Source organism: Novosphingobium arvoryzae, assembly GCF_014652615.1.
Lineage (GTDB): Bacteria > Pseudomonadota > Alphaproteobacteria > Sphingomonadales > Sphingomonadaceae > Novosphingobium > Novosphingobium arvoryzae.
The window spans coordinates 1-22,183 of record NZ_BMZD01000007.1; the positions used below are offsets into that span (position 1 = coordinate 1).

Annotated in this window: 15 protein-coding genes and 4 pseudogenes; 10 read left to right on the forward strand and 9 right to left on the reverse strand. The window is 65.0% G+C overall.

Features of this window, described 5'->3' with window-relative positions; translation table 11 throughout:
* Positions 1-562: 562 nt before the first annotated feature.
* Positions 563-1,123, reverse strand: a pseudogene (gene istB, locus IE113_RS13120) (IS21-like element helper ATPase IstB); the annotation flags it as partial.
* Here istB and istA point away from each other — a divergent pair.
* The 4 genes and pseudogenes from istA to IE113_RS13140 all read left to right on the forward strand — a co-directional run.
* Positions 1,112-1,849 (forward strand): annotated as a pseudogene (gene istA / locus IE113_RS13125) (IS21 family transposase); the annotation flags it as partial. The pseudogenes istB and istA sit on opposite strands and share 12 nt — an antisense overlap.
* Positions 1,848-2,072: pseudogene (locus IE113_RS13130) on the forward strand (ATP-binding protein); the annotation flags it as partial. The pseudogenes istA and IE113_RS13130, both read left to right, overlap by 2 nt.
* A gap of 94 nt (positions 2,073-2,166) precedes the next feature.
* Positions 2,167-2,733: pseudogene (locus IE113_RS13135) on the forward strand (OmpW/AlkL family protein); the annotation flags it as partial.
* A gap of 16 nt (positions 2,734-2,749) precedes the next feature.
* Positions 2,750-3,424, forward strand: a complete 675-nt coding sequence (locus IE113_RS13140; protein ID WP_189542259.1) for a DUF2490 domain-containing protein — start codon at positions 2,750-2,752, stop codon at positions 3,422-3,424.
* 22 nt (positions 3,425-3,446) lie between these two features.
* Here the strand turns inward: IE113_RS13140 and lepA are convergent, their stop codons facing one another.
* From lepA to IE113_RS13155, 3 genes are all read right to left on the reverse strand, one after another.
* Complete coding sequence (gene lepA, locus IE113_RS13145) at positions 3,447-5,264, reverse strand: translation elongation factor 4 (RefSeq protein WP_189542261.1); 1,818 nt, start codon at positions 5,262-5,264, stop codon at positions 3,447-3,449.
* A 94-nt stretch (positions 5,265-5,358) separates the two neighbouring features.
* Complete coding sequence (locus tag IE113_RS13150) at positions 5,359-7,590, reverse strand: EAL domain-containing protein (RefSeq protein ID WP_189542264.1); 2,232 nt, start codon at positions 7,588-7,590, stop codon at positions 5,359-5,361.
* 116 nt (positions 7,591-7,706) lie between these two features.
* Positions 7,707-10,433 carry an EAL domain-containing protein gene (locus IE113_RS13155; RefSeq protein WP_189542266.1) on the reverse strand — a complete coding sequence of 909 codons (2,727 nt, stop codon included), beginning with the start codon at positions 10,431-10,433 and terminating at the stop codon, positions 7,707-7,709.
* 192 nt (positions 10,434-10,625) lie between these two features.
* Between IE113_RS13155 and IE113_RS13160 the strand changes: the two genes are divergently transcribed.
* The 6 genes from IE113_RS13160 to IE113_RS13180 all read left to right on the forward strand — a co-directional run bounded on the left by IE113_RS13160 (position 10,626) and on the right by IE113_RS13180 (position 17,330).
* The gene (locus IE113_RS13160) at positions 10,626-11,765 is read left to right on the forward strand and encodes a PHA/PHB synthase family protein (RefSeq protein WP_229822432.1); all 1,140 of its coding nucleotides are present in this window, start codon (positions 10,626-10,628) and stop codon (positions 11,763-11,765) included.
* On the forward strand, positions 11,725-12,297 hold the full coding sequence (locus tag IE113_RS16325) for a polyhydroxyalkanoate synthase family protein (RefSeq protein WP_229822502.1): 573 nt from the start codon (positions 11,725-11,727) through the stop codon (positions 12,295-12,297). Before IE113_RS13160 ends, IE113_RS16325 begins: the two co-directional genes overlap by 41 nt.
* A gap of 11 nt (positions 12,298-12,308) precedes the next feature.
* On the forward strand, positions 12,309-13,142 hold the full coding sequence (locus tag IE113_RS13165; protein WP_229822437.1) for an alpha/beta fold hydrolase: 834 nt from the start codon (positions 12,309-12,311) through the stop codon (positions 13,140-13,142).
* Positions 13,143-14,447, forward strand: coding sequence for an FAD-dependent oxidoreductase (locus tag IE113_RS13170; RefSeq protein ID WP_189542268.1), 1,305 nt, complete (start codon positions 13,143-13,145; stop codon positions 14,445-14,447).
* A gap of 119 nt (positions 14,448-14,566) precedes the next feature.
* Positions 14,567-16,315 (forward strand): N-acyl-D-amino-acid deacylase family protein, encoded by a 1,749-nt coding sequence (locus IE113_RS13175; RefSeq protein ID WP_189542270.1) that lies wholly within the window; start codon positions 14,567-14,569, stop codon positions 16,313-16,315.
* A gap of 1 nt (position 16,316) precedes the next feature.
* Complete coding sequence (locus tag IE113_RS13180) at positions 16,317-17,330, forward strand: zinc-dependent alcohol dehydrogenase family protein (protein ID WP_373297876.1); 1,014 nt, start codon at positions 16,317-16,319, stop codon at positions 17,328-17,330.
* A 76-nt stretch (positions 17,331-17,406) separates the two neighbouring features.
* Here IE113_RS13180 and IE113_RS13185 read toward each other — a convergent pair whose 3' ends face one another.
* From IE113_RS13185 to fabD, 5 genes are all read right to left on the reverse strand, one after another.
* Positions 17,407-18,483, reverse strand: coding sequence for a DUF2855 family protein (locus tag IE113_RS13185; protein ID WP_189542272.1), 1,077 nt, complete (start codon positions 18,481-18,483; stop codon positions 17,407-17,409).
* A gap of 70 nt (positions 18,484-18,553) precedes the next feature.
* Positions 18,554-19,672: a DNA polymerase III subunit beta gene (gene dnaN, locus IE113_RS13190; RefSeq protein WP_189542274.1), complete on the reverse strand. Its 1,119-nt coding sequence runs from the start codon at positions 19,670-19,672 to the stop codon at positions 18,554-18,556.
* A 156-nt stretch (positions 19,673-19,828) separates the two neighbouring features.
* Positions 19,829-20,392, reverse strand: a complete 564-nt coding sequence (locus tag IE113_RS13195) for a hypothetical protein (RefSeq protein ID WP_189542276.1) — start codon at positions 20,390-20,392, stop codon at positions 19,829-19,831.
* Between the two features lie 83 nt (positions 20,393-20,475).
* Entirely contained in the window at positions 20,476-21,225 is a 750-nt protein-coding gene (gene fabG, locus IE113_RS13200; protein WP_189542277.1) for a 3-oxoacyl-[acyl-carrier-protein] reductase, read from the reverse strand.
* A 15-nt stretch (positions 21,226-21,240) separates the two neighbouring features.
* The gene (fabD, locus tag IE113_RS13205; RefSeq protein WP_189542280.1) at positions 21,241-22,176 is read right to left on the reverse strand and encodes an ACP S-malonyltransferase; all 936 of its coding nucleotides are present in this window, start codon (positions 22,174-22,176) and stop codon (positions 21,241-21,243) included.
* Between the last annotated feature and the right edge of the window lie 7 nt (positions 22,177-22,183).

Here is a 22,183-nt window from a genome sequence, read left to right on the forward strand (position 1 = left end):
CAAAAAGTGCGCAACAAAAGGCCGGACAAAAGACCGCACTCGATCACGCGTTCATAAGTTCAGAAAATCCTTGCAAACCGAGCGGCATCCACAAAAGAAGGTTCGACGCCGGTCGACTTCCCACCGCCATTTAACCTATTGGAATCATTCTATTCCATGGGCCAGGCGCAAAAAATCCGCAGCGTTTCAAGGGTTATAGGTATTAGCCTCTCCACTGCACATCTGCTGTGCTGGGGCAGATATGCTCTCTTAGGCCCGATATTCTCCAAAGCTCTCGACCGCACCAGTTCCGGTGCAGAGCCGTAAAACCTCGATATCACTCATCCTTTCGGCATCGCGATCTTCGCTTCGGAAGCCGGTAGAGGCACATAAATTTACCCGCGTCCAACCTTCCGGTGTCAATCGGCGTCCAATCGGGACCCCCTATCGGCGCGCAAAAGGGACCCCCTTTGCGCTGCGAGGGTCGGTTGATACTGGGCGCAGGTTTCGCGCTGCTGGCGGCGTAGGGAGGGCGTAGCCCGACCGGAGACGGCAGCAGCGCGAAGGCGTTTCTTCGAGGTGGTCAGCTGCGGTGCTTGAAGCGCCAGCTGTCGTTGCCGGTCTCGACGATATCGCAATGGTGAGTGATGCGGTCGAGCAGCGCGGTGGTCATTTTGGGATCACCGAAGACGGTGGGCCACTCGCCGAACGCCAGGTTGGTGGTGATGATGACCGAGGTCTTCTCGTAGAGCTTGCTGATGAGGTGGAACAGCAGCTGCCCGCCTGATTTGGCGAACGGCAGGTAGCCCAATTCGTCGAGGACCACGACGTCGAGCCGGCTGAGCTGGGCGGCCATGGCGCCGGCCTTGCCGATGCGGGCTTCCTCCTCGAGCCGGGTGACGAGGTCCACCGTGTTGAAGTAGCGGCCGCGGGCACCGGAACAGACGACGCTGGCGGTGATCGCGGTGGCCAGGTGGGTCTTGCCGGTTCCCGTCCCGCCGATGAGCACGATATTGCGCCGTCCTGGCAGGAACGAACCCGCGTGTAGCGAACGCACCAACCCCTCGTTGATCGGGGTGCCCTCGAACACGAAGGCATCGAGGTCCTTGACAACCGGCAGCTTGGCTGCGGTCAGCGGCGCACGGCCAGGCGGATGTACGCGGATCTCGTGGTTCTGGGCTACGACGGTTCCTACAACCGCGTGGCGGCGTTCGTGCGATCCTGGAAGGCTGACCGTCAACGCGACGCCCAGACCAGCGGGCGCGGGACTTTCGTGCCGCTGGTATTCCAGCCAGGCGAGGCGTTCCAGTTCGACTGGAGCGAGGACTGGGCCATAATCGCCGGCAAGCAGACCAAGCTGCAGGCCGCGCACACCAAGCTGGCGCACAGCAAGGCCTTCATCGTGCGTGCCTATCCGCTCCAGACCCATGAGATGTTGTTCGACGCCATGACCCAGGCCTTCCGTGTTCTGGGCGGCGTGCCGCAGCGCGGGATATTCGACAACATGAAGACGGCAGTCGACAAGATCGGCACCGGCAAGGCCCGGCAGGTCAACGCCCGCTTTGCCGCCATGGCGAGCCACTATCTGTTCGAGCCCGAGTTCTGCAACCCGGCCTCGGGATGGGAGAAGGGCCAGGTCGAGAAGAACGTTCAGGATGCACGGCGGCGACTGTGGCAGGTGATGCCTGCCTTCCCGGATATCGATGAGCTCAATGCCTGGCTCGAGGCGCATTGCATCGCGCAGTGGGGCCAGATCCAGCATGGCGTTCTGCCGGGAACCATTGCCGATGCGCATGCCGCCGAGGTTGCCAGCCTGATGCCGCTGGGGCGACCCTTCGACGGCTTCGTCGAACATGCCAAGCGGGTATCTCTTCCACCTGCTCAGCAAGCTTTACGAGCGCACCAGCGTCGTCATCACAACCAACCTCAGCTTCAGCGAATGGGCCGGCGTGTTCGGCGATGCCAAGATGACAACCGCGCTGCTCGATCGCCTCACTCACCACTGCCACATCCTCGAGACCGGCAATGACAGCTTCCGGTTCAGGGCCAGCTCGGCGGCACCCAAAACCAGAAAGGAAAAATCACCCGCTTGACCTCAAACCCGCACCGCGGGACATAACCACCACCCGGGTCACTTCTCGATGAAAATCCCGGGTCAAATCTCAGTGGCAATCAACAGCTTTCGCCACCGGCGTCCTGCCGTCCGGCGAAATCACCGAAGTGCGCACCAACCTGATCGGCGCCCCCGCCACCAGCAACAGCCAGGCCAGCGATTCGGTCGTGCCGACGCTGGCGGTCGAATATTTCTTCTCGCCCAATTTCTCGGTCGAGACGATCTGCTGCGTCACGCCGCATGACGTTTCCGGCAAGGGCCCGCTGGCCGGCGCTTCGCTGGTCAACGACGCGATCATCCTGCCGGCCACGATCACCCTGAAGTACCACTTCGACCTCGGCGGCGTGAAACCCTACATCGGCGCCGGACCAACGCGCTTCTTCATCTTCAGCGAAGGTGTCGGCGCGGATGCGGCGGCGCTTGGCGCCACCCGCGTCAACCTGTCCGACAGCTTTGGCGTTGCCCTGCAGGCCGGGATGGATATCCCGCTCAACGACAAGGGGCTGGGCGTCAGCCTGGATGCCAAGCGTTACTTCGTGGACACGACCGCCAGCTTCTACGCCGGTAACACCCTGGCCCTGCAGACCCGGCACTCGCTGGATCCGTGGGTGGTGAGCGGCGGCCTGAGTTACCGCTTCTGATCGGGGAGAGAGCCGGATGTTTCGCACCGCAACCGCGCTGGCCAGCGCCCTTGCCCTGCTCTTGCCGCCTAACCCCGCGTTGGCGGCAGAGGAGGATGCGAACATCTGGCTCGCCCAGACGGCGACGGTGGACCTCGGCGGGAACACGGTGCTGTGGCTTGAGGCGCAGGAGCGCTTCACCGACGACGCGTCGCGGCTTGGCCAGTTGCTGGTCCGCCCGGCCATCGGCTACCGGATCGACCCGACGACCACCGCCTATCTCGGCTATGCCTATGTCATGACCGATCCGACCGGCCCCGTCAGAACCCACGAACACCGGATTTTCCAGCAATTGTCGTTCCGCCTGCTGGGCGATGGCAAGGGTGTGACCCTGACCGGCCGGACCCGGTTGGAGCAGCGGAGGCTGGAAGGACGGGACGGCACCGGCTGGCGGATGCGCCAACAATTGCGGCTGTCCGCGCCCTTGTCCGGCAAAGTCCGCGCCATCGCCTGGACCGAGCCCTTCGTCGGCCTGAACGAGACGACGTTTCAGCGCGGCGGGCTGGGCCTGTGGCGCAATTTCGCCGGCGTGGCGATCCCTGCCGGCAAGACCTTCACGATCGAGCCGGGCTACCTCAACCAGTATGTCGTGCGCACCGGCCACGACCGGATCGATCACACCGCCAGCCTGACACTCAACGCCAGCTTCTGACCCCGGCGGGGCAAGCCCGGGGCTATTCCTCGCCCATCCGCAGCGCAGCGATGAACGCTTCCTGAGGGATCTGGACGTTGCCGTATTCACGCATCCGGGCCTTGCCCTTCTTCTGCTTTTCCAGCAGCTTCTTCTTGCGGCTGATGTCGCCGCCATAGCACTTGGCGGTCACGTCCTTGCGCATCGCGGCGATGGTCTCGCGGGCGATGACCTTGCCGCCGATCGCCGCCTGGATCGGAATCTTGAACAGGTGGCGCGGGATCAGGTCCTTCAGGCGTTCGCACATGTGCCGCCCGCGTTCCTCGGCCACGCCGCGGTGAACAATCATCGACAGCGCATCGACCGGCTCGTTGTTGACGAGGATGCTCATCTTGACGAGATCGCCTTCGCGCAGGCCGATCTGTTCGTAATCGAAGCTGGCATAGCCCCGGCTGATCGACTTCAGCCGGTCATAGAAATCGAACACCACTTCGTTGAGCGGCAACTCGTACGACACCTGCGCGCGCCCGCCGACATAGGTCAGGTCGGTCTGGATGCCGCGCCGGTCCTGGCACAGCTTGAGGATCGAACCGAGATATTCGTCAGGCGTATAGATCGTCGCCTTGATCCACGGTTCGTCGATCTGCTCGATCCGGCTGGGATCGGGATAATCCGCCGGGTTGTGCAGCATGATCTCGCGCGCGTCGTCGGTCTTCGACTTGCGCAGCTGGATGCGATAGACCACCGACGGCGCGGTGGTGATCAGGTCCAGGTCGTATTCGCGGCTCAGGCGTTCCTGGATGATTTCCAGGTGCAGCAGCCCCAGGAACCCGCAGCGGAAGCCAAACCCCAGCGCCGCGCTGCTTTCCATTTCAAAGCTGAAGCTGGCATCGTTGAGCCGCAGCTTGCCGATGGATTCACGCAGCTTTTCAAAGTCCGCCGCATCGACCGGGAACAGCCCGCAGAACACCACCGGCTGGACTTCCTTGAAGCCCGGCAGGGCGGTCGTCGCGCCCTGCTTGACGGTGGTGATGGTGTCACCCACCTTGGCCTGCGCCACTTCCTTGATCTGCGCGGTGATGAACCCGATCTGGCCGGGGCCCAGCTCATCCAGATGCTCGATCTTGGGCGTAAAGCACCCGACGCGGTCGATCAGGTGTTCGGTTCCGCCGGCCATGAACTTGACCTGCAAGCCCTTCTTGATGACGCCGTCGATCACGCGGACCAGAATGACCACGCCCAGATAGGGGTCATACCAGCTGTCGACCAGCATGGCCTTCAGCGGCGCGGTGCGATCACCCGTGGGCGGAGGAATGCGGGCGACGACGGCATCCAGCACGTCCTCGATCCCGATGCCGGACTTGGCCGACGTCAGCACCGCGTCGCTGGCGTCCAGACCGATGATCTCCTCGATCTCGGCCTTGACCTTCTCCGCATCGGCGGCGGGCAGGTCGATCTTGTTGATGACGGGGACGATCTCGTGGTCGTGCTCGATCGACTGGTACACGTTGGCGAGCGTCTGCGCTTCCACCCCCTGCGCGGCGTCCACCACCAGCAGCGCGCCCTCGCACGCGGCCAGGCTGCGCGACACTTCATAGGCGAAGTCGACGTGGCCGGGCGTATCCATCAGGTTCAGCTCGTAATCCACACCGTCCTTGCCCTTGTACTTCAGGCGGACGGTCTGGGCCTTGATGGTGATCCCGCGCTCTTTCTCGATATCCATGTTATCGAGCACCTGCGCGCTCATCTCGCGCTCCGACAGGCCGCCCGTGAACTGAATCAGGCGGTCGGCCAGCGTGGACTTGCCGTGGTCGATATGGGCGATGATGCTGAAATTGCGGATCTGGGCCAGGTCGGTCATGGGAATCTTTATATAAGGGTGCGGTGCAGTGGCACCGCAGCGCCGTTAGCAGCGCGCGCGCGCCCTGTCAGCAGCCTTGCGCAGTCGGCCGGAATCAGGCTGCCCGCATCCCCTTGCCCTTTGGCTCGACCTGCCCGAACTTTGGCAGCGACAGCGCCATGCCCGGCTGCTGCATCAATTGCATCGGATACTGGCCTGCCGGCAATGCGGCCAGCGGCATCCCCGCCTGGGCGAGAACATAGGGCGAGACGCGGTTGCGCGTGCACAGCCCCCCCGCCCCGTCGTCAACCAGCGGGACTTCGAATTCCAGCCCCTGCATGGCTCCGGCCGAGCGCCGCACGCGGGCCACGGACAGCTGACCTTCGCCGAAGTCCACGACGAACATCGTTCCCACCGGAACGTCCAGCAGCCCTTCGACCATGCAGCCGGTGCGCGACAAGTTGCGCATGGTCGCTTCATAGCGGTGATCTTCGTGGATCAGGCCAACCTTGCGCAGTACGGTGCGGCGTTCCGGGCGATAATGGCTGGGGCCGCTGGGTTCGATCACCCAGTCCCCGCTCAGCATCGCCTCGCAGACTTCCTCGAAGCTGACGGCGGCCGAATAGATATAGCCCTGGATCTGCTTGACCCCCAGCCGGCGCATCGCTTCCAGCTCGTCGTGGGCCTCGATCCCCTCGGCGGTGGTGTCCATGTCGAGCGCGTTGGCAAGGCTGACGATGGCCGCGATGATCGCCGAATTGCGGCTTTCCTTCTGCGTGACCCCGCGGATGAAGCCCTTGTCGATCTTGATCTTGTCGAACGGCGCATGCTGCAGGTAGCCGAGCGAGGAATACCCTGTTCCGAAATCGTCGAGCGCCAGGCGCAGGCCGAGCATCTTCAGCTGGGCGAACATCTCCTGCGTTGCGGATTCGTCACCCAGGAAGATCGATTCGGTCAGCTCCAGTTCCAGCCGCTCCGGCGCCAGCTCCGAATGCGCCAGCGCCTGCGCCACGCTGGAGGCGAAACCGGGATTGGTGAACTGCGCGGCGGATACGTTGACCGCAACCTTGACGCTGCCGGGCCATTGCGCGGCATCGATGCAGGCCTGCTTCAGCACCCAGTCGCCCAGCGCGCCGATCAGGTTGCATTCCTCGGCAATGGGAATGAACACCGACGGCGGCACATCCCCCATGTCCGGGTGTTCCCAGCGGGTGAATGCTTCCAGCGTGACGACCTTGTTGGTCGCGGTGCTGACGATCGGCTGATAGACCACGCGCATCTGGCCCTTGGCCAGCGCATCGCGCAGGTCTTCCTCGATCTGGCGGCGACGTTCGGCTTCGCTGTGCAGGTCCGACGAGTAGAACCGGAACTGGCCGCGCCCGCCTCCCTTCGAGGCATAGAGCGCAAGGTCGGCCGAACGAACGACGTCCTCACTAGCAATCCCGTCGTAAGGCGCAATGGCGATCCCGACCGATGCGCCGATCACGCAGCGGCTGCCCTCGATCTGATAGGGCTGCGACACCATCGTGATGATCGTCTTGGCAATTTCGCCCAGCCGCCCGCGGTCGTCGATGTCGGGCAGCATGATCTGGAATTCGTCACCGCCCAGGCGGCCGATCTCGCAGCCCTTGTCGGTGACGACGCGCTGCAGGCGCTGCGCGACCTGCTTCAGCAGCTCGTCGCCCGCCGGATGGCCCAGTGTATCGTTGACCTGCTTGAACCGGTCGAGGTCGATCATCATCACCGCGCAGGCCCGCTTGCTGGCCTTGTAGGCGGTCAGCGTGGCGTTCAGCCGCTTGCCCATGCGGTGGCGGTTGGCCAGCCCGGTCAGCGAATCGTATTGCGCCAGACGCGAGGCGTCTTTCTGGTTCTGGCGGGTTGCCGTGATGTCGATGCCATTGCCGTGATACCCCGCAAACGCGCCATCCGCGCCGAATTGCGGGCGGCCGGAAATCGACCACCACAGTTCGTGCTCTTCCAGCGCGGCGCGCACCGGCAGTTCGACGAACGTCTTGCGCGCGCTGAAGATCAGCGGCAGCGTCCGCTCGATCGTGTCGTCCTCATCCCGGTCGAGTACGAACAGTGACTGCACCGGGCGGTCAAGCAGTTCCTCTGGCGCCACGCCCATCTTCTGGGCGATGCAATCGGACAGGTAGGTGATGCGGCCTTCGCTGTCGCTGGACCAGAACCAGCCGATGCCGGACCGTTCGTAATCACGCATCAGGTCCAGCGCGTGCTGGCTTTCCTGATCGCCGAGGGGACGAGCAGACGGACGAGCACGTTCATCGCCCTTGCTGCCAAGCAAGGAACGGAACCGTCCGAAAGTGCTGCCCTTTTCCTCAGTCATGATCGGTGCTGCTTGCTACCCCCGGATGAGCATGAAATTCCCTTCCGATTGGATAACCGGACATGGTTGCATTTTCCCTAATACGCCGGAGCAATCGTGCCGCCGGAACAAGCGCCCTACGCGCGGCGGCGCAGCGTGCCCTGGCGGGGGCGTTCGGACGGCGGCGCCAGCGCGGCAATGCGGCCGCTTTCGTCGACTTCCAGCGGGGCGGAGAACTCGATCCCCATGCGGTCCTCGTTGCACCAGCGGGCCGTCGCGGTGACGACCTGGGTATCGGTCAACATGATCCGGAAGATCGTCCCCGGCGGGACGTTCCATAGCCCTTCCACAAGCGCGCCCGTGGTGGAGATGTTGCGGATCGTGCCATGATACTGCTGTCCGCCGTGGTCGAGCACGATCTTGCGCAGCATGGTATGGCGCGCGGCCCGGGCGGCGCGCGGCCCGCGCGCGATCGCGGTCAGCCCGGTCATCAGCCGCTGGGTCGCCACTGCCACGCTGAGCGGCTGTTCATAGATATAGCCCTGCACGTGGCTGCATCCCAGCATTCGCACCAGGTCCAGCTCGTCCAGCGTTTCGACGCCCTCGGCGGTCGTTTCCATCCCCAGCGCTTCGGCCAGACTGACGATCGAGGCGATGATCGCCCCGTTGCGGCTGCCCGCGATCGTCGCCCCGCGCACGAAGCTCTGGTCGATCTTGATCTTGTCGAATGGCGCGTTCTTCAGATAGCCGAGCGAGGAATAGCCGGTGCCGAAATCGTCCAGCGCCAGCCGCACCCCAACCCGCTTCAGCGCCTTGAACATCGCGTCGGTCGTCGCGTCATCGTTCAGGAACACGCTTTCGGTGATTTCCAGTTCCAGCCGCGCCGGATCGACCTGCGCCGCGGCCAGCGCGTTGGTAATGATCGCCGGCAAGGCCGGATTGGCGAATTGCAGCGGAGAAACGTTGACCGCCACGCGCACGCTGTCCGGCCAGGACGCCAGGTCATGACAGGCCGTGCGCAGCGCCCATTCCCCGATCTGCGCAATCAGGCCGGTATCCTCGGCAACCGGAATGAACTTGGCCGGAGACATCCAGCCGCGCGTCGGATGCTGCCAGCGCAGCAGCGCCTCGAACCCGGTGATCCGTTCGGTCGCGGTGTGGACCACCGGCTGATAGTGCAGTTCCAGCCCGCCATGCGTCAGCGCATCGCGCAGGTCCTGTTCCAGCAGGCGGCGTTCCTCGGCATCGCTGTGGAGGTCGGCGGCATAGAAATGATGCCGTCCGCGCCCGCCGTCCTTGGCGGCATAGAGCGCAAGGTCGGCGTTGCGGATCAGCGCTTCGGACGTCACGCCATCATCCGGAGACAGGGCGATCCCCACCGATGCGCCAATGACAACGCGATGCCCCTCGATCGAGTAAGGCTCCGATAGGTCGTGAATGATCCGCTTGGCCAGCGCGGCCAGATCCTCGCGGCGGTGATGACCGGCCAGGATCACCTGGAATTCATCGCCGCCCAGCCGCCCGACCCGCCCGGTTTCACCCACCGCGCGCTCCAGCCGGCTCGCCACCTGTTTGAGCAGGGCATCGCCCGCCGGATGGCCCATCGTATCGTTGACCTGCTTGAACCGGTCGAGATCGAGCAGGAACACCGCGCAGGCGCGGTGCTCGCGATTGGGCGCGGTGAGGATCTTCTCGAGCGTCTGGGCCATCTGCAGCCGGTTCGCCAGACCGGTCAGCGAGTCATAATGCGCGAGCCGCGAGGCGTGTTCCTGCGAGCGACGCTTTTCGGTCAGGTCATGACCGGACCCGCGAAAGCCCACGAAATTGCCGTAGCTGTCGTAGACCGGTCGCCCGTTCAGCGACCACCAGCGCTCCTCATCGTGGGTTGCGGCGCGCAGCCCCAGTTCGCTGAAGGCCGAACGCGCGGTGAGGTGAAACGCCAATGTGCGTTCGCTTTCCTGCCCCTGCGGATCGGCCGTGAACAAGGTCGAGAACGGGCGCCCCAGCAATGACCCCGGCTGCTTGCCCAGCACCTGGGCCACAATCGGCGAAACATATGTCAGCGCCCCGCGCCGATCCGTTTCCCAGAACCAGCCCTGGCCAGTCTCCTCGAAGTCCGAGAGAATCTGCTCGGCGCGCTGCTGCACCCGTTCGCGTTCACGCTCGATCCGGGCCACGGCGGCATCGGCGCGGGCCTGGCGATAGGCGGTGTAGATGCCGACCAGCGCGCCAACCGCGAGCGAAAAATACGTCCCCGAAGCGCCAAAGACTATCGCGGTGCCAGTCCAGAGCGAGACCTGCGCGGTGATGATGCTTGTCACCCGGCGGTTGAGTATCAGCGCCGCCAGCGTGCCGATAATCACCAGAATGCCCAGCGTGCCATCCCATTGCCCCGCAATCCGGGTGGTCCACGAACCCATCGCAAAGCCGAACAGCGCCATCGGCGCACCCACCACGGCCAGCATCAGCAGCCAGCGCTGGCGCGCCGTGTCGAGGCGCGACCGTTCAAGCCTGAGCGCAACCCGCGTGGCGGCGGTAATCGCGATAGCCAGCAGGGCCAGGACCGCCGAGAGCAACGGCGGGATGCTCAACGTCGCGATGCCGGTCAGCACCAGCGCCCCGGCCATGGCTGGGGCCAGCAGGACCCAGTTCGGCTCGATCAGATCGCGCAGCCCGTCGTTGCGGCCGGACCGCTTGCGCGGATCGGAACGCGCCGTCCGGGCTGGCCGCGGGGGTGATTTGGCTGGCTGCCCAGCCACGCTGTCCCGCGGCCTTTCAGCCAGTTCGCCCGGCGCGGCTGCACGGTCGCGCACAACGGGTGTGCGCGGCGCTGCGGCTGGCTGGCGGGCGGGTGTGGCGACCATAGGGAAGCGACCATGAGCTGCAGCGTTTGAAAAAACGTTAAATTTACCAAGTTTGTCCGCCGTAAGGCACCATTCGGAGGCGCGGGAGCGTGGCTTGTCAAGCACTGTCAGCCGGTGCATGATCGCGGCAATGACAAGGCAGAGGAGCCGCGTTAGCAAACGCGGTTACCCAGCCACTAGGGGGAATACCGGATGGCCAAGGGCAGTTCGCCGCTTGAACACGAAGCCGCGCAATCCACCACCGCGCTGGGGCCGCTGGTCGGCCTCGCCAGAGAGGACTTTGTCGGCGCGGTCGCGCTGCTGCTGCGCGAAACCGCCAGCGATCCGGCCCGGACCGTCCGCCACATGCAGTCCTTCGGCGATGACGTGGTCAAGATCCTGACCGGCAAGTCCGACCTTGCGCCAGACCCCAAGGACAAGCGTTTCATGGACCCGGCGTGGCGCTACAACCCCTTCTTCCGCGCCGGGGCGCAATACTATCTGGCAGTGCAGCGCGGGATGAAGCACTGGCTGGAGGAACTCCAGCTGGACGAACTGGAGCGCGACCGCGCCAATTTCATTGCCAACATCATCATCGACGGGCTGGCTCCCACCAACACGCTGGTCGGCAATCCCACCGCGCAGAAGCGGCTGATCGACAGTGGCGGCCTGTCGGTCATCAAGGGGCTGAAGAACGTCTACAACGACATCGTCAACAACAAGGGGATGGTCAGCCAGGTCGACAAGAAGCCGTTCAAGCTGGGCGAAAACATCGCCACGTCCAAGGGTAGCGTCGTCTATCGCGACGCGATCATGGAACTGATCCAGTATGCCCCGACGACGGAGCAGGTCCACGCCATCCCGCAGCTGACAATTCCGCCGCAAATCAAAAAGATGTACATCAACGACCTGTCGCCGGAAAAGTCGGTGGTGAAATGGCAGGTCGACAACGGCATCCAGTGCTTCGTCATCAGCTGGAAGAACCCCACCAAGGCCGAAGGGCACTGGGGCATGGACGATTACATCGCCGCCTGCCGCAAGGCGATCGACGTGGTGTGCGAGATTACCGGCGCGAAAAAGGTCAACGTGTCCTCGGCCTGTTCCGGCGGGCAGACCGGCGCGATCCTGGCCAGCAGGATGGCGGCGGATGGCGACACGCGGCTGGGCGCGCTGACCTTCATGGTCACCGTGCTGCACCCCAAGCAGAACGACATCGAGGCCGGATCGCTGATTTCCGAAAACGGGCTGGCGCTGGCCAAGCGCCGGGCATTCGCTGGCGCGCGGGTTCGCCTGGCTGCGCCCGAACGACCTGATCTGGAACTATGTCATCAACAACTACCTGATGGGCGATGATCCGCCCGCGTTCGACGTCTTGTTCTGGAACGCGGACGCGACCAACCTCTCGGCCACGCTGATGGGCGATTTCCTGCACCTGTTCGAAACGCTGGCCTTCACCAAGCAGGGTGAAGTGGAAATGGCGGGCCACCCGATCGACCTGTCCAAGGTCAAAAGCGACCTGTTCATCCTGGGCGGAACGACCGATCACATCACCCCCTGGCGCGCGTGCTATCGCTCAACCCAGCTGTTCGGGTCAAAGGATGTCACGTTCGTGCTCAGCCAGGCCGGGCACATGCAGGCGATCCTCAACCCGCCGGGCAACCCCAAGGCGCGCTATTATGTGTCTAAAAAGCCCGGCCATCCCCCCGCCGATGTTGACGAGTGGCTTCAGGGGGCAGAGGAAGTGTCGGGAAGCTGGTGGCCGTTCTGGATGGAGTGGGTGAGAAATCGAGCAGGCAAGCTGATTGCGGCCCCCGCTTCGCTGGGCAGCAAGCAACACCCGCCGATGGACCCCGCCCCCGGCCGCTATGTGCTGGACGAGGCATAAGGGTTGCTGACTTGACCGAACAACTGACCTGCGAATTCTCGATGGAAGTGGTGGGGGGACGCACCTTGCGCGTCGCCCGCTGGCGCTGGGACATGGAGAGCGAGCATCTGCCGATCCTGTTCTTCAACGGCATCGGCGCCAATATCGAGGCTGTTGCCCCGCTGGCCGAAGCGCTGACCGACCGGCCCTTCATGATGTACGACATGCCCGGCGTCGGCGGTTCGCCCGATCCGGTGATCCCCTACAACGCCTTCACCGTGGCCTGGCAGACGAAGGAACTGCTCAAGCGCTTCAACGCCGAGCAGGTGGACCTGATGGGCGTCTCGTGGGGCGGCGGCATGGCTCAGCACTTCGCCCTGCAACATGGCGATTTCGTGCGGCGGCTGGTGCTGATCGCGACCAGCGCGGGCATGCTGATGGTCCCCGGCAACCCCGCCGCGCTGACCAAGATGGCCAACCCGCGCCGCTATATCGACAACGATTACATGGCGAAGAACTTCAAGACGCTCTACGGCGGGATGGTCGGTGAAAAGAGCGAACACATCGCCCGCCTCACCCCCCCTTCCCCGCGCGGTTACATGTATCAGCTGCTGGCCATGCTGGGCTGGACCAGCGCGCCGGGCCTGCCGTTCCTGAAAAAGGATACGCTGATCATGATGGGCGACGCGGACCAGATCGTGCCGCTGGCCAACGGCCATATCCTGAAGACCCTGATCCCCAACAGCCGCCTCGAAGTGTTCGAGGGCGGCGGGCACCTGTTCATGCTCAGCCATCAGGATCAGACCATCGCCACCATCCGGGAGTTCCTGGGCGCTCCCGATCCAGGGGAAAGAAAGGCAGCCTGAATGCGCCACATCGCGATCATCGGTTCGGGCCCCGCGGGGTATTACACGGCCGAGGCCGCGCAGAAACAGTGGGGCGATGACGTTCGCGTCGACATCTTCGACATGCTGCCGGTGCCCTATGGGCTGATCCGCACGGGCGTGGCGCCCGATCACCAGTCGATCAAGGGCGTATCGCGCCGTTACGAGGCCACGGCTTTGTCCGACAACGTCCGCTTCGTCGGCAACGTCAAGGTCGGGCAGGATGTGACGATCCCCGAATTGCAGGACCTCTACGACGCCGTCGTGCTGGCCACCGGCGCACCGCACGACCGCAAGATGGACCTGCCCGGTGAAGACCTGCCCGGTGTCTATGGAAGCGCCGCATTCGTCGGCTGGTACAATGGCCACCCCCAGTTCGCCACGCTCGACCCGGATCTGTCGGGCGATACGGCGGTGGTGATCGGCATGGGCAACGTCGCGCTCGACGTGACCCGCATCCTGTCCAAGACCCGCGCCGAATTCGATGGCAGCGACATTGTCGCCCATGCGCTCGACGTGCTGGACACCTCGAAACTGCGCCGGATCGTGGTGCTGGGGCGGCGCGGGCCGCACCAGATCATGATGACGCCCAAGGAACTGGGTGAACTCTCGCACCTGTCGCGCGCCGCGCCGCGGGTCGATCCGCAGGACCTGCCGGAGGTGGGCGAGGACGCGCTGCTGGAACCCGGCATGCGCAAGTCCGTCAACCACTTGCGCAGCTTCGCCGCAATCCCCGCCAGTCACTATGCCGACACGCAGATCGAGATCGAATTCGACTTTTTCGCCAGCCCCAGGGCGATCCTTGGCACCGGAAAGGTCGAAGGGATCGAGGTGGAACGCACCACGGTCGAGGCCGGCCGCGCCATCGGCACCGGTGAGACCTATGTGATCCCCGCCAGCCTGGTGGTGTGCTGCATCGGCTATCAGACCTCGCGCATCCCCGATGTCCCGTTCGATGAACGCGCGGGCCGCTTTGCCAACGACGAAGGGCGCATCCTGCCCGGCCTGTACTGCGTCGGCTGGGCCCGGCGCGGGCCGTCCGGGACGATCGGCACCAACCGCCCCGACGGGTTCGGCATTGTCGAGAAGATCGCCGAGGACATCGGCGCGGGCGCGGGCAAGGCGGGGCGTCCCGGCTTCGATGCGCTGGCCGCCGCGCGCGGGCTGGAAGTCGTCACTTTCCGCGACTGGAAAAAGATCGAAGCCGCGGAAGAACAGCGCGCCCGCGACGGCGCCCCGCGCGAGAAATTCGTCCACGTGGATGACATGATCGCCGCGCGGCGATAGCCCCGGCCCAACTGTTCGCCTCACTGACAAACCCGTGCTTGCCACGGGCGGCGAGCCATGGCTTAATCGCCCAGTTAAATGGCCGCCCGGCAGAGTCGGCCATGACGGGAGAGTTCGATATGGCCACTTATGACCTGATCATCCGCAATGGCACGATCGTTGACGGCACCGGCGCCCCGCGCTTTGCCGGCGACGTTGCCGTCAAGGACGGGCTGATCGCCGCCGTCGGCACCGTGCGCGGCGATGCCACGCGCGAAATCGATGCGGACGGCAAGATCGTTGCCCCCGGCTGGGTCGATATCCACACCCATTACGATGGCCAGGCCACGTGGGATGCGGAAATGGCCCCGTCCAGCTGGCATGGGGTGACCACGGTGGTGATGGGCAATTGCGGCGTCGGCTTCGCTCCCGCCGCGCCGGACCGCCACGAATGGCTGATCGGGCTGATGGAAGGGGTTGAGGACATCCCCGGCACCGCGTTGGCCGAAGGGATGAAGTGGGACTGGGAAACTTTCCCCGAATACCTCGACGCGCTGGAGCGCCTGCCGCGCACGGTCGATGTCGGCACCCATGTGCCGCACGGCGCGGTGCGTGCCTATGTGCTGGGTGACCGCGAAAAGCCGGGCGCGATCCCGACCCAGGACGACATCGCGAAAATGGCCGAGATCGTGGAGGAAGGCGTGCGCGCCGGGGCGCTGGGCTTTTCCACCAGCCGCACCGTGATTCACAAGTCGATCGACGGCGAAGTCGTCCCCGGCACCACTGCCACCGCCGAGGAACTGATCGCCATCGGCCGCGCGATGGGCAAGGTCGGTCACGGCGTGTTCGAACTGGCCAGCGACCTCAAGCGCGAATGGAACGAGTTTGAGTGGATGGGCGCGATCAGCCGCGAAACCGGGCTGCCCGTCACCTTCGCCGCGCTGCAATCCATCGCCAAGGAACTGCCGCTGTCCGAACAGATCGCGGAGATGGACCGCCAGAACGCAACCGGCGCGAACATCGTCGCCGCCATCGCGCTGCGCGGCAACGGCATCATCATGGCCTGGCGCGGCACGGTCCACCCGTTCCGCTTCCGCCCCAGCATTGCCGAGCTCGACACGCTGCCCTGGGATCAGGCCGTCGCCCGGCTCAAGGACCCCGCGTTCAAGGCTCGCGTCCTGTCCGAAGCCAACGTCTACCCCGAAAGCGACATCGTCCACCTCTACCGCGTGATCGCCGAAGGGTGGGCCGCGCAGTTCGAAATGGACGCCGATTTCGATTACGAACCCGGCCCCGACGCCAGCATCGCCGCCCGCGCCGCAGCGGCGGGCAAGTCGGCCGACGAATACGCCTATGACCTGCTGACGGCGGATGATGGCACCGGCTTCATCTATCTGCCGATCCTAAACTATGCCGACGGAAACCTTGATTTCCTTGAAGAATTGCAGAACCGCGACGACTGCGTGAACTCGCTGTCCGATGGCGGGGCGCATTGCGGCACGATCTGCGACGCAGCCAGCCCGACCTTCATGCTTCAGCACTGGGTGCGTGATCGCAAGCGCGGCGGGCGGCTCTCGCTGGAACACGCGGTCAAGCGCCAGTGCCTCGATACCGCACGGCTCTATGGCCTCGACGATCGCGGCGTGATCGCGCCGGGCTATGTCGCCGACCTCAACGTGATCGATTTCGACAACCTGCAGCTGGGCAAGCCGTGGATGGCATTTGACCTGCCCGCTGGCGGCAAGCGCCTGCTGCAACGGGCCAAAGGCTATGTCGCCACCATCAAATCGGGCGTTATCACGTTCGAGGATGGGAACTGGACGGGCGCGACCCCCGGCGGATTGATCCGCGGGCCGCAGCGCGCCGCCATGCTGGAGGCAGCCGAATAAGATGAGCATTACCGTAGTCCGCGTCGGATCCCCGGCGAGCCTGGAAACCCTGTTGCCGGGCACTGCCGACGATCCCGGCCAGCCCGGTCCCGGCGAAATCCGGGTCAAGCTGGCCGCGTCCTCGCTCAACTTTCACGACTTCGCGGTCGTGGCGGGCATGATCCCGACCGAGCCGGGCCGCATCCCGATGTCCGACGGCGCCGGCACGGTCGAGGCCGTGGGCGATGGCGTGACCGAATTCAAGGTGGGCGATCTGGTCGTCTCCACCTTCTTCCCGGACTGGCTGGACGGGGCGGTGCCGTCCGCCTCGTTCGCCCGCGTGCCGGGTGACGGGATCGATGGCTATGCCCGGGAGGTCGTGGTCACCCCGCAGCACTGGTTCACCCGCGTCCCTGTGGGCTACTCCGCCGCCGAAGCCGCCACGCTGACGTGTGCGGGCCTGACGGCATGGCGCGCACTGTTTGTCGATGGCGCGGTAAAGCCGGGTGATACGGTGCTGGTCCAAGGCACCGGCGGGGTATCCATCTTCGCCCTGCAATTCGCCAAGGCGGCGGGCGCGAGGGTCATCGCGACCAGCTCGTCCGACGCCAAGCTGGAGCGGCTGAAGGCGCTCGGCGCGGATGACCTCATCAACTACAAGGAAAACCCCGCCTGGGGGATGAAGGCGCTGGAACTGACCGGCGGCGTGGGCGTCGATACCGTGGTTGAAATCGGCGGTTCGGGCACGCTTGACCAATCGATGATGGCGACCCGCGTCGGGGGCCACGTTGCACTGATCGGGGTGCTGGCCGGTTTTGCGGGGCCAGTCCAGACCGCCATGCTGATGGCCAAGAACCTGCGCGTCCAGGGCCTGACCGTGGGCAGCCGCGCCCAGCAACTCGCCATGATCGCCGGAATCGAGGCCAACGGCATCAAGCCGGTGATTTCCGATCACTTCCCGCTGGTCGAACTGGCTGCCGCATTTGGGCATCAGGCCGCGAACAAGCACTTCGGCAAGATCGTCGTCGATATCTGACCTGAGTGGGAGAGGGTTCCCCCCTCTCCCCGTCCTCCCGGACCCGATCCGGGGTGACCGGCCTGCTTACATGCGGCTAAGGCCGGATCACGACCCCGACCGCTGGATCGGCGCTGCCATCCGCTGCCGCGGCAAACGCGGTCACGGCCGCATCCAGTCCGCCGCGCGCCTCGATCCGCACGGCCCCGGCGACATGGCCGAGAAACTGCTGCCAGCTGGCCGCCACTTCCGCACCGAATGCCTTGGGACCAATGTCCTGAATCATCGCCACGGCATGATCCGGCGCGAAGAACAGCGTCGGCGTCGGACCCGGCAGCGGCGCGCCCGCCTGCCCGAACCCCGCACCAACATGGGTTGCGCCCACCGTACAGGAATACTTCAGCAAATCGCCCAGCGTTTCATGCACGGCGCGCAACACGGCCGCATTGCCCGCAAAGTCGACCGAAACGCTGGGCACCTGCGGCAGATCGCCAATCGCGTCATAGGCCAGGACCGTGTCATAGCAGCCGCTCGCCACCACAAACGCGACATTGCCAGCCGAGGTCAGGGCGATCCGCCGCACCTGTGGTGAGCGTTCGCGCGCCACGCTGGCCAGTGCCATCGCGGTCTTGGACGAGGCGCTGGTCACCACCATCGCCTGCGCCCCGAACCAGTCAGCCCGGCGGAACATCCCCTCGATCAGGAAGCCGGTCTTGAACAGCGGGCCAAAGATCATCCGCTCCCCTTCCCGCGCCGGATCATGCTCCGGATCGGCGGCGAGGCGCGCATACTGGTTGTAGATCGGGCTCATCGGCTGGCGATGCGCCGCGCCGTCCGTGAAGCCGCCGGGCGTCACGCCCACCGGCAGCACATCCAGATGCGTGCCCATCGGCAGGTAGCCATAGACCCGTTCCCCGACGGCAATGTCGGGATGGTTCGATGCCTCGACCACGGCATGGCCCCACATCGGCACCACGCCCCACTCGCCCTCGCCCGGAAAGAAGTTCCAGTACCCGAATGCGTCGCCCACCACGGCATAAGTCACGTTGTTGGCGGTGACCGAAAAGCTCTCGATCCGCAGCCGCACTGCGCCTTCGCCCAGCGGCGGCAAGGCCTGCTCAACGATGCGCGCGATGCCGATCTGATCCCGCTTGACCTGGACGGTGTGGCTCATTGCTCTCTCCCCAAACGCAAATGGGCGCCCCGTGCTGGAGCGCCCATTGAAAACCGGCGATTGCCGTAATTCAGACCCGCATCGGCATCAGGACGTAGAGCGCGGGGCTCTTGTCGTCCTGCCGGATCAGGGTCGGCGCGCCGGCGTCCGCGAGGTGCAGTTCCACCGTGTCGCCCTCGATCTGGCCGAGAATGTCCTTGAGGTAGTTGGCGTTGAAGCCGATCTCGAAGCCCGACGAGCGATAGTCCGCCGGCAGTTCTTCCGCTGCCGTGCCGTTGTCCGGCGAAGTGACCGACAGCGTCACGCGGTCGGTTTCCAGCGCCATCTTCACCGCGCGGGTCTTTTCCGTGGCGATCGTCGCGACGCGGTCCACGCCCTGATAGAAGCTCTTGGGATCGAGCCGCAGCAGCTTGTCGTTCCCGGTCGGGATCACGCGGGTGTAATCGGGGAACGTGCCATCGATCAGCTTGCTGGTCAGCACCACGCCGTTTTCACCGCCCAGGGTGAAGCGGATCTTGCTGGCCGACAGATCGACCAGCACGTTGGTGTCGAGCGCCTCTTCCAGCAGCTTGCGCAGTTCGGCGACGCATTTGCGCGGCACGATCACGTCGGGCATGCCTTCGGCCCCGTCCGGACGGGCAATGGTGTAGCGCGCCAGGCGGTGGCCGTCGGTGGCGGCGGCCTTCAGTTCCTCGTCCGAGACGTGGATGAAGATGCCGTTGAGGTAATAGCGGGTTTCCTCGGTGCTGATGGCAAACCGGGTGCGGTCGATCAGCTGGGCCAGCGTGGCGGCCGGCAGTTCAAAGCTGGTCGGCAGATCGCCTTCGACGATCATCGGGAAATCGTCGCGCGGCAGCGTGGGCAGCGAGAAGCGGCTGCGCCCCGCCTTCACCGTCATGCGGTTGTCGGCGGTTTCGAGGCTGACCTGGCTGCCGTCGGGCAGCTTGCGGGCGATGTCGAACAGCAGGTGCGCGGAAACGGTGATTGCGCCCGGCGCCTCGACCGATACCGCGCCCATCGTTTCAACCACCTGGAGGTCAAGGTCAGTCGCCATCACGCGCACGGTGCCGCCGGCGGCCGCTTCGATCAGCACGTTGGAGAGGATCGGAATGGTATTGCGGCGCTCAACCACGGACTGCACGTGCGACAGGCACTTGAGCAGCGTTGCGCGTTCGATGGTGGCCTTCATGGTCTGCTCGTGTCCCCCTGGGGCGTGAATGGCGGATTCGCGAGCGGAATCGCCGCTCACGCGGACAAAATTCGGACTATCTTCCTTACCGCAAGCCGCCCGGGCGGCAAGGCTGGAGCGCGCAGAACCCTGCGAATCTGGGGATAAATGCGGGGGTTACTGCCGCCGGACCGCAGCCACGGGAGCGCCCAGTTGCTTTTCCAGCTGGAACACCCGCGACGTCAGCGGCAGGTACCCGCCCACGACCGGCCAGATTGCTTCATCCATCTTGAGGATATCGACCCCGCTGTCGGTCAGCGCCTTGATCAGCTTTTCGACCTGCTCGTCCTTCAGGTCGGTGATAACCGGATTGGTCCGCCCCGGCCCGACATCCATCGTCGCGTCAATCAGCGCGGGCTTCAGCCCGGCCGCCGTGATCCGCTGCAGGAACCCCGAGCGCGTGGCCGACAGCTTGGCATATTCGTAATAGGCGTCTTGCTGCGCGGCGGGGACCTTGGTCTGCTTCATGCAGGCTGCGGCCACGCCGTCGAGTTTGTCCCATTGCTGATCCAGTTCGGGATCATTTTCGTTGTCCGCCAGCACGAGTTCGGAAATCCGGCTGGCGACTTCGGGCTTCACGGCCTTGGCCGGGCAATCGAGCTGCTTGCGGGTCAGCGCCTGGGCGGGCGTGGTCAGGCCCAGCGCAAGAGCGACGAAGGCAGCGGCGGGAATCAGACGCATGAAGGGCAATCTCCTGAAAGGTTACCCCGTCCTATCACCGCTGCCGTGCCCCGCGTTGCACAATTACGACAGCCCGATCTTCGTCAGAGCATCGCCATCCCGCCGTTCACATGCAGGGTCTGCCCGGTCATGTAGCCGGCCTCCTTCGAGGCGAGATAGGCGACCGCCGCGCCAATATCCTCGCCCTCGCCCATCCGGCCCATCGGGATGCGGGCATTCAGCGCATCCTTCTGCGCATCGGGCAGAACGTCGGTCATCGCGGTGCGGATGAAACCGGGCGCAACGCAATTGACCGTGATGTTGCGGCTCGCCAGTTCCTGCCCCAGCGACTTCGACATGCCCACCAGGCCGGCCTTGGCCGCGGCATAGTTCACCTGCCCCGGATTGCCGGTCGCCCCGACGACGCTGGTGATGGTGATGATGCGGCCGAAACGAGCCTTCATCATCGGCTTGGTCGCCGCGCGCATCAGGCGGAAAGCGGCTTCAAGATTGATCTTGATGACCTGCTCCCACTCCTCGTCCTTCATCCGCATCGTCAGGTTGTCGCGGGTGATCCCGGCGTTGTTCACCAGGATGTCGATCTTGCCGAGCGTATCGACAGTGGCCGGAACCAGATGCTCGACCTGTTCGGTGTTCGACAGGTCGCAGGTGATCTCGACGTGGTCGTGGCCGTACGTATCGTTCAGCTCCTCGCGAAACGCCCGCAGCTTGGCCGGGTTGGTCCCCGACAGCGCCAACCGCGCACCCTGCCGCGCCAGCGCGTGGCTGATCGCCGAGCCGATCCCGCCCGCAGCGCCGGTCACGAGGGCAGTCATTCCGGTAAGGTCAAACATGCGGTTTTCCATGACTCAGAGTTCCTTGATGAGCACTTCGATGTCGGCCATGCCGATCAAGCTGGTTACCGATACATCGCTGACGCTGCGGCCGATCATCGGGCCAAGCACCTTGCCGCCGAGTTCGACGAACTGGTCCACGCCCGCCGCCTGCATCGCGATCACGCTTTCGCGCCAGCGAACGCGGCCGCAGACTTGTTCGACCAGCAAACGCTGGACTTCGGCCGGGTCGGTCACCACGGATGCGGTGACGTTGGCGAACAGGGGCACGCGTAGCGCCGACGGGGGCGTCTTGGCCAGGGCTTCGGCCATGGCATCGGCAGCGGGCTGCATCAGCGGGCAATGGAACGGGGCCGAGACCGGCAGCGCCACGCCGCGCTTGATCCCGTGCTCCTTGACGAGGGCGATCGCGCGCTCGATCGCGCCCTTGTGGCCAGACAGCACGACCTGCGTCGGATCGTTGTCGTTGGCGACGGTGCAGACTTCACCCTCTGCCGCGGCATCGGCCAGCGCCTGCGCCTTGTCGATATCCGCCCCCAGCAGCGCGCACATCGCCCCGACGCCCACCGGCACGGCGGCCTGCATCGCCTGCCCGCGCAGCTTCAGCAGGCGGGCGGTATCGGCCAGCGAAAACGCACCTGCCGCACAGAGCGCGGTATATTCGCCCAGGCTGTGGCCGGCGACGAAATCGCACTTGTCAGCCAGGGCAATGCCGCCTTCCTGTTCGAGCACGCGCAGCACTGCGATGGCATTGGCCATGATCGCCGGCTGGGCATTTTCGGTAAGGGTCAGCGCATCGTCCGGCCCGTCGCGCATGATCGCGGAGAGGTTCTGCCCCAGCGCGTCATCCACTTCCTCGAACACCGCGCGGGCGGCGGCGCTGGCGGCGGCCAGTTCCACGCCCATGCCAACCTTCTGGCTGCCCTGCCCCGGAAAAACGAATGCGCGCATCTGCTTC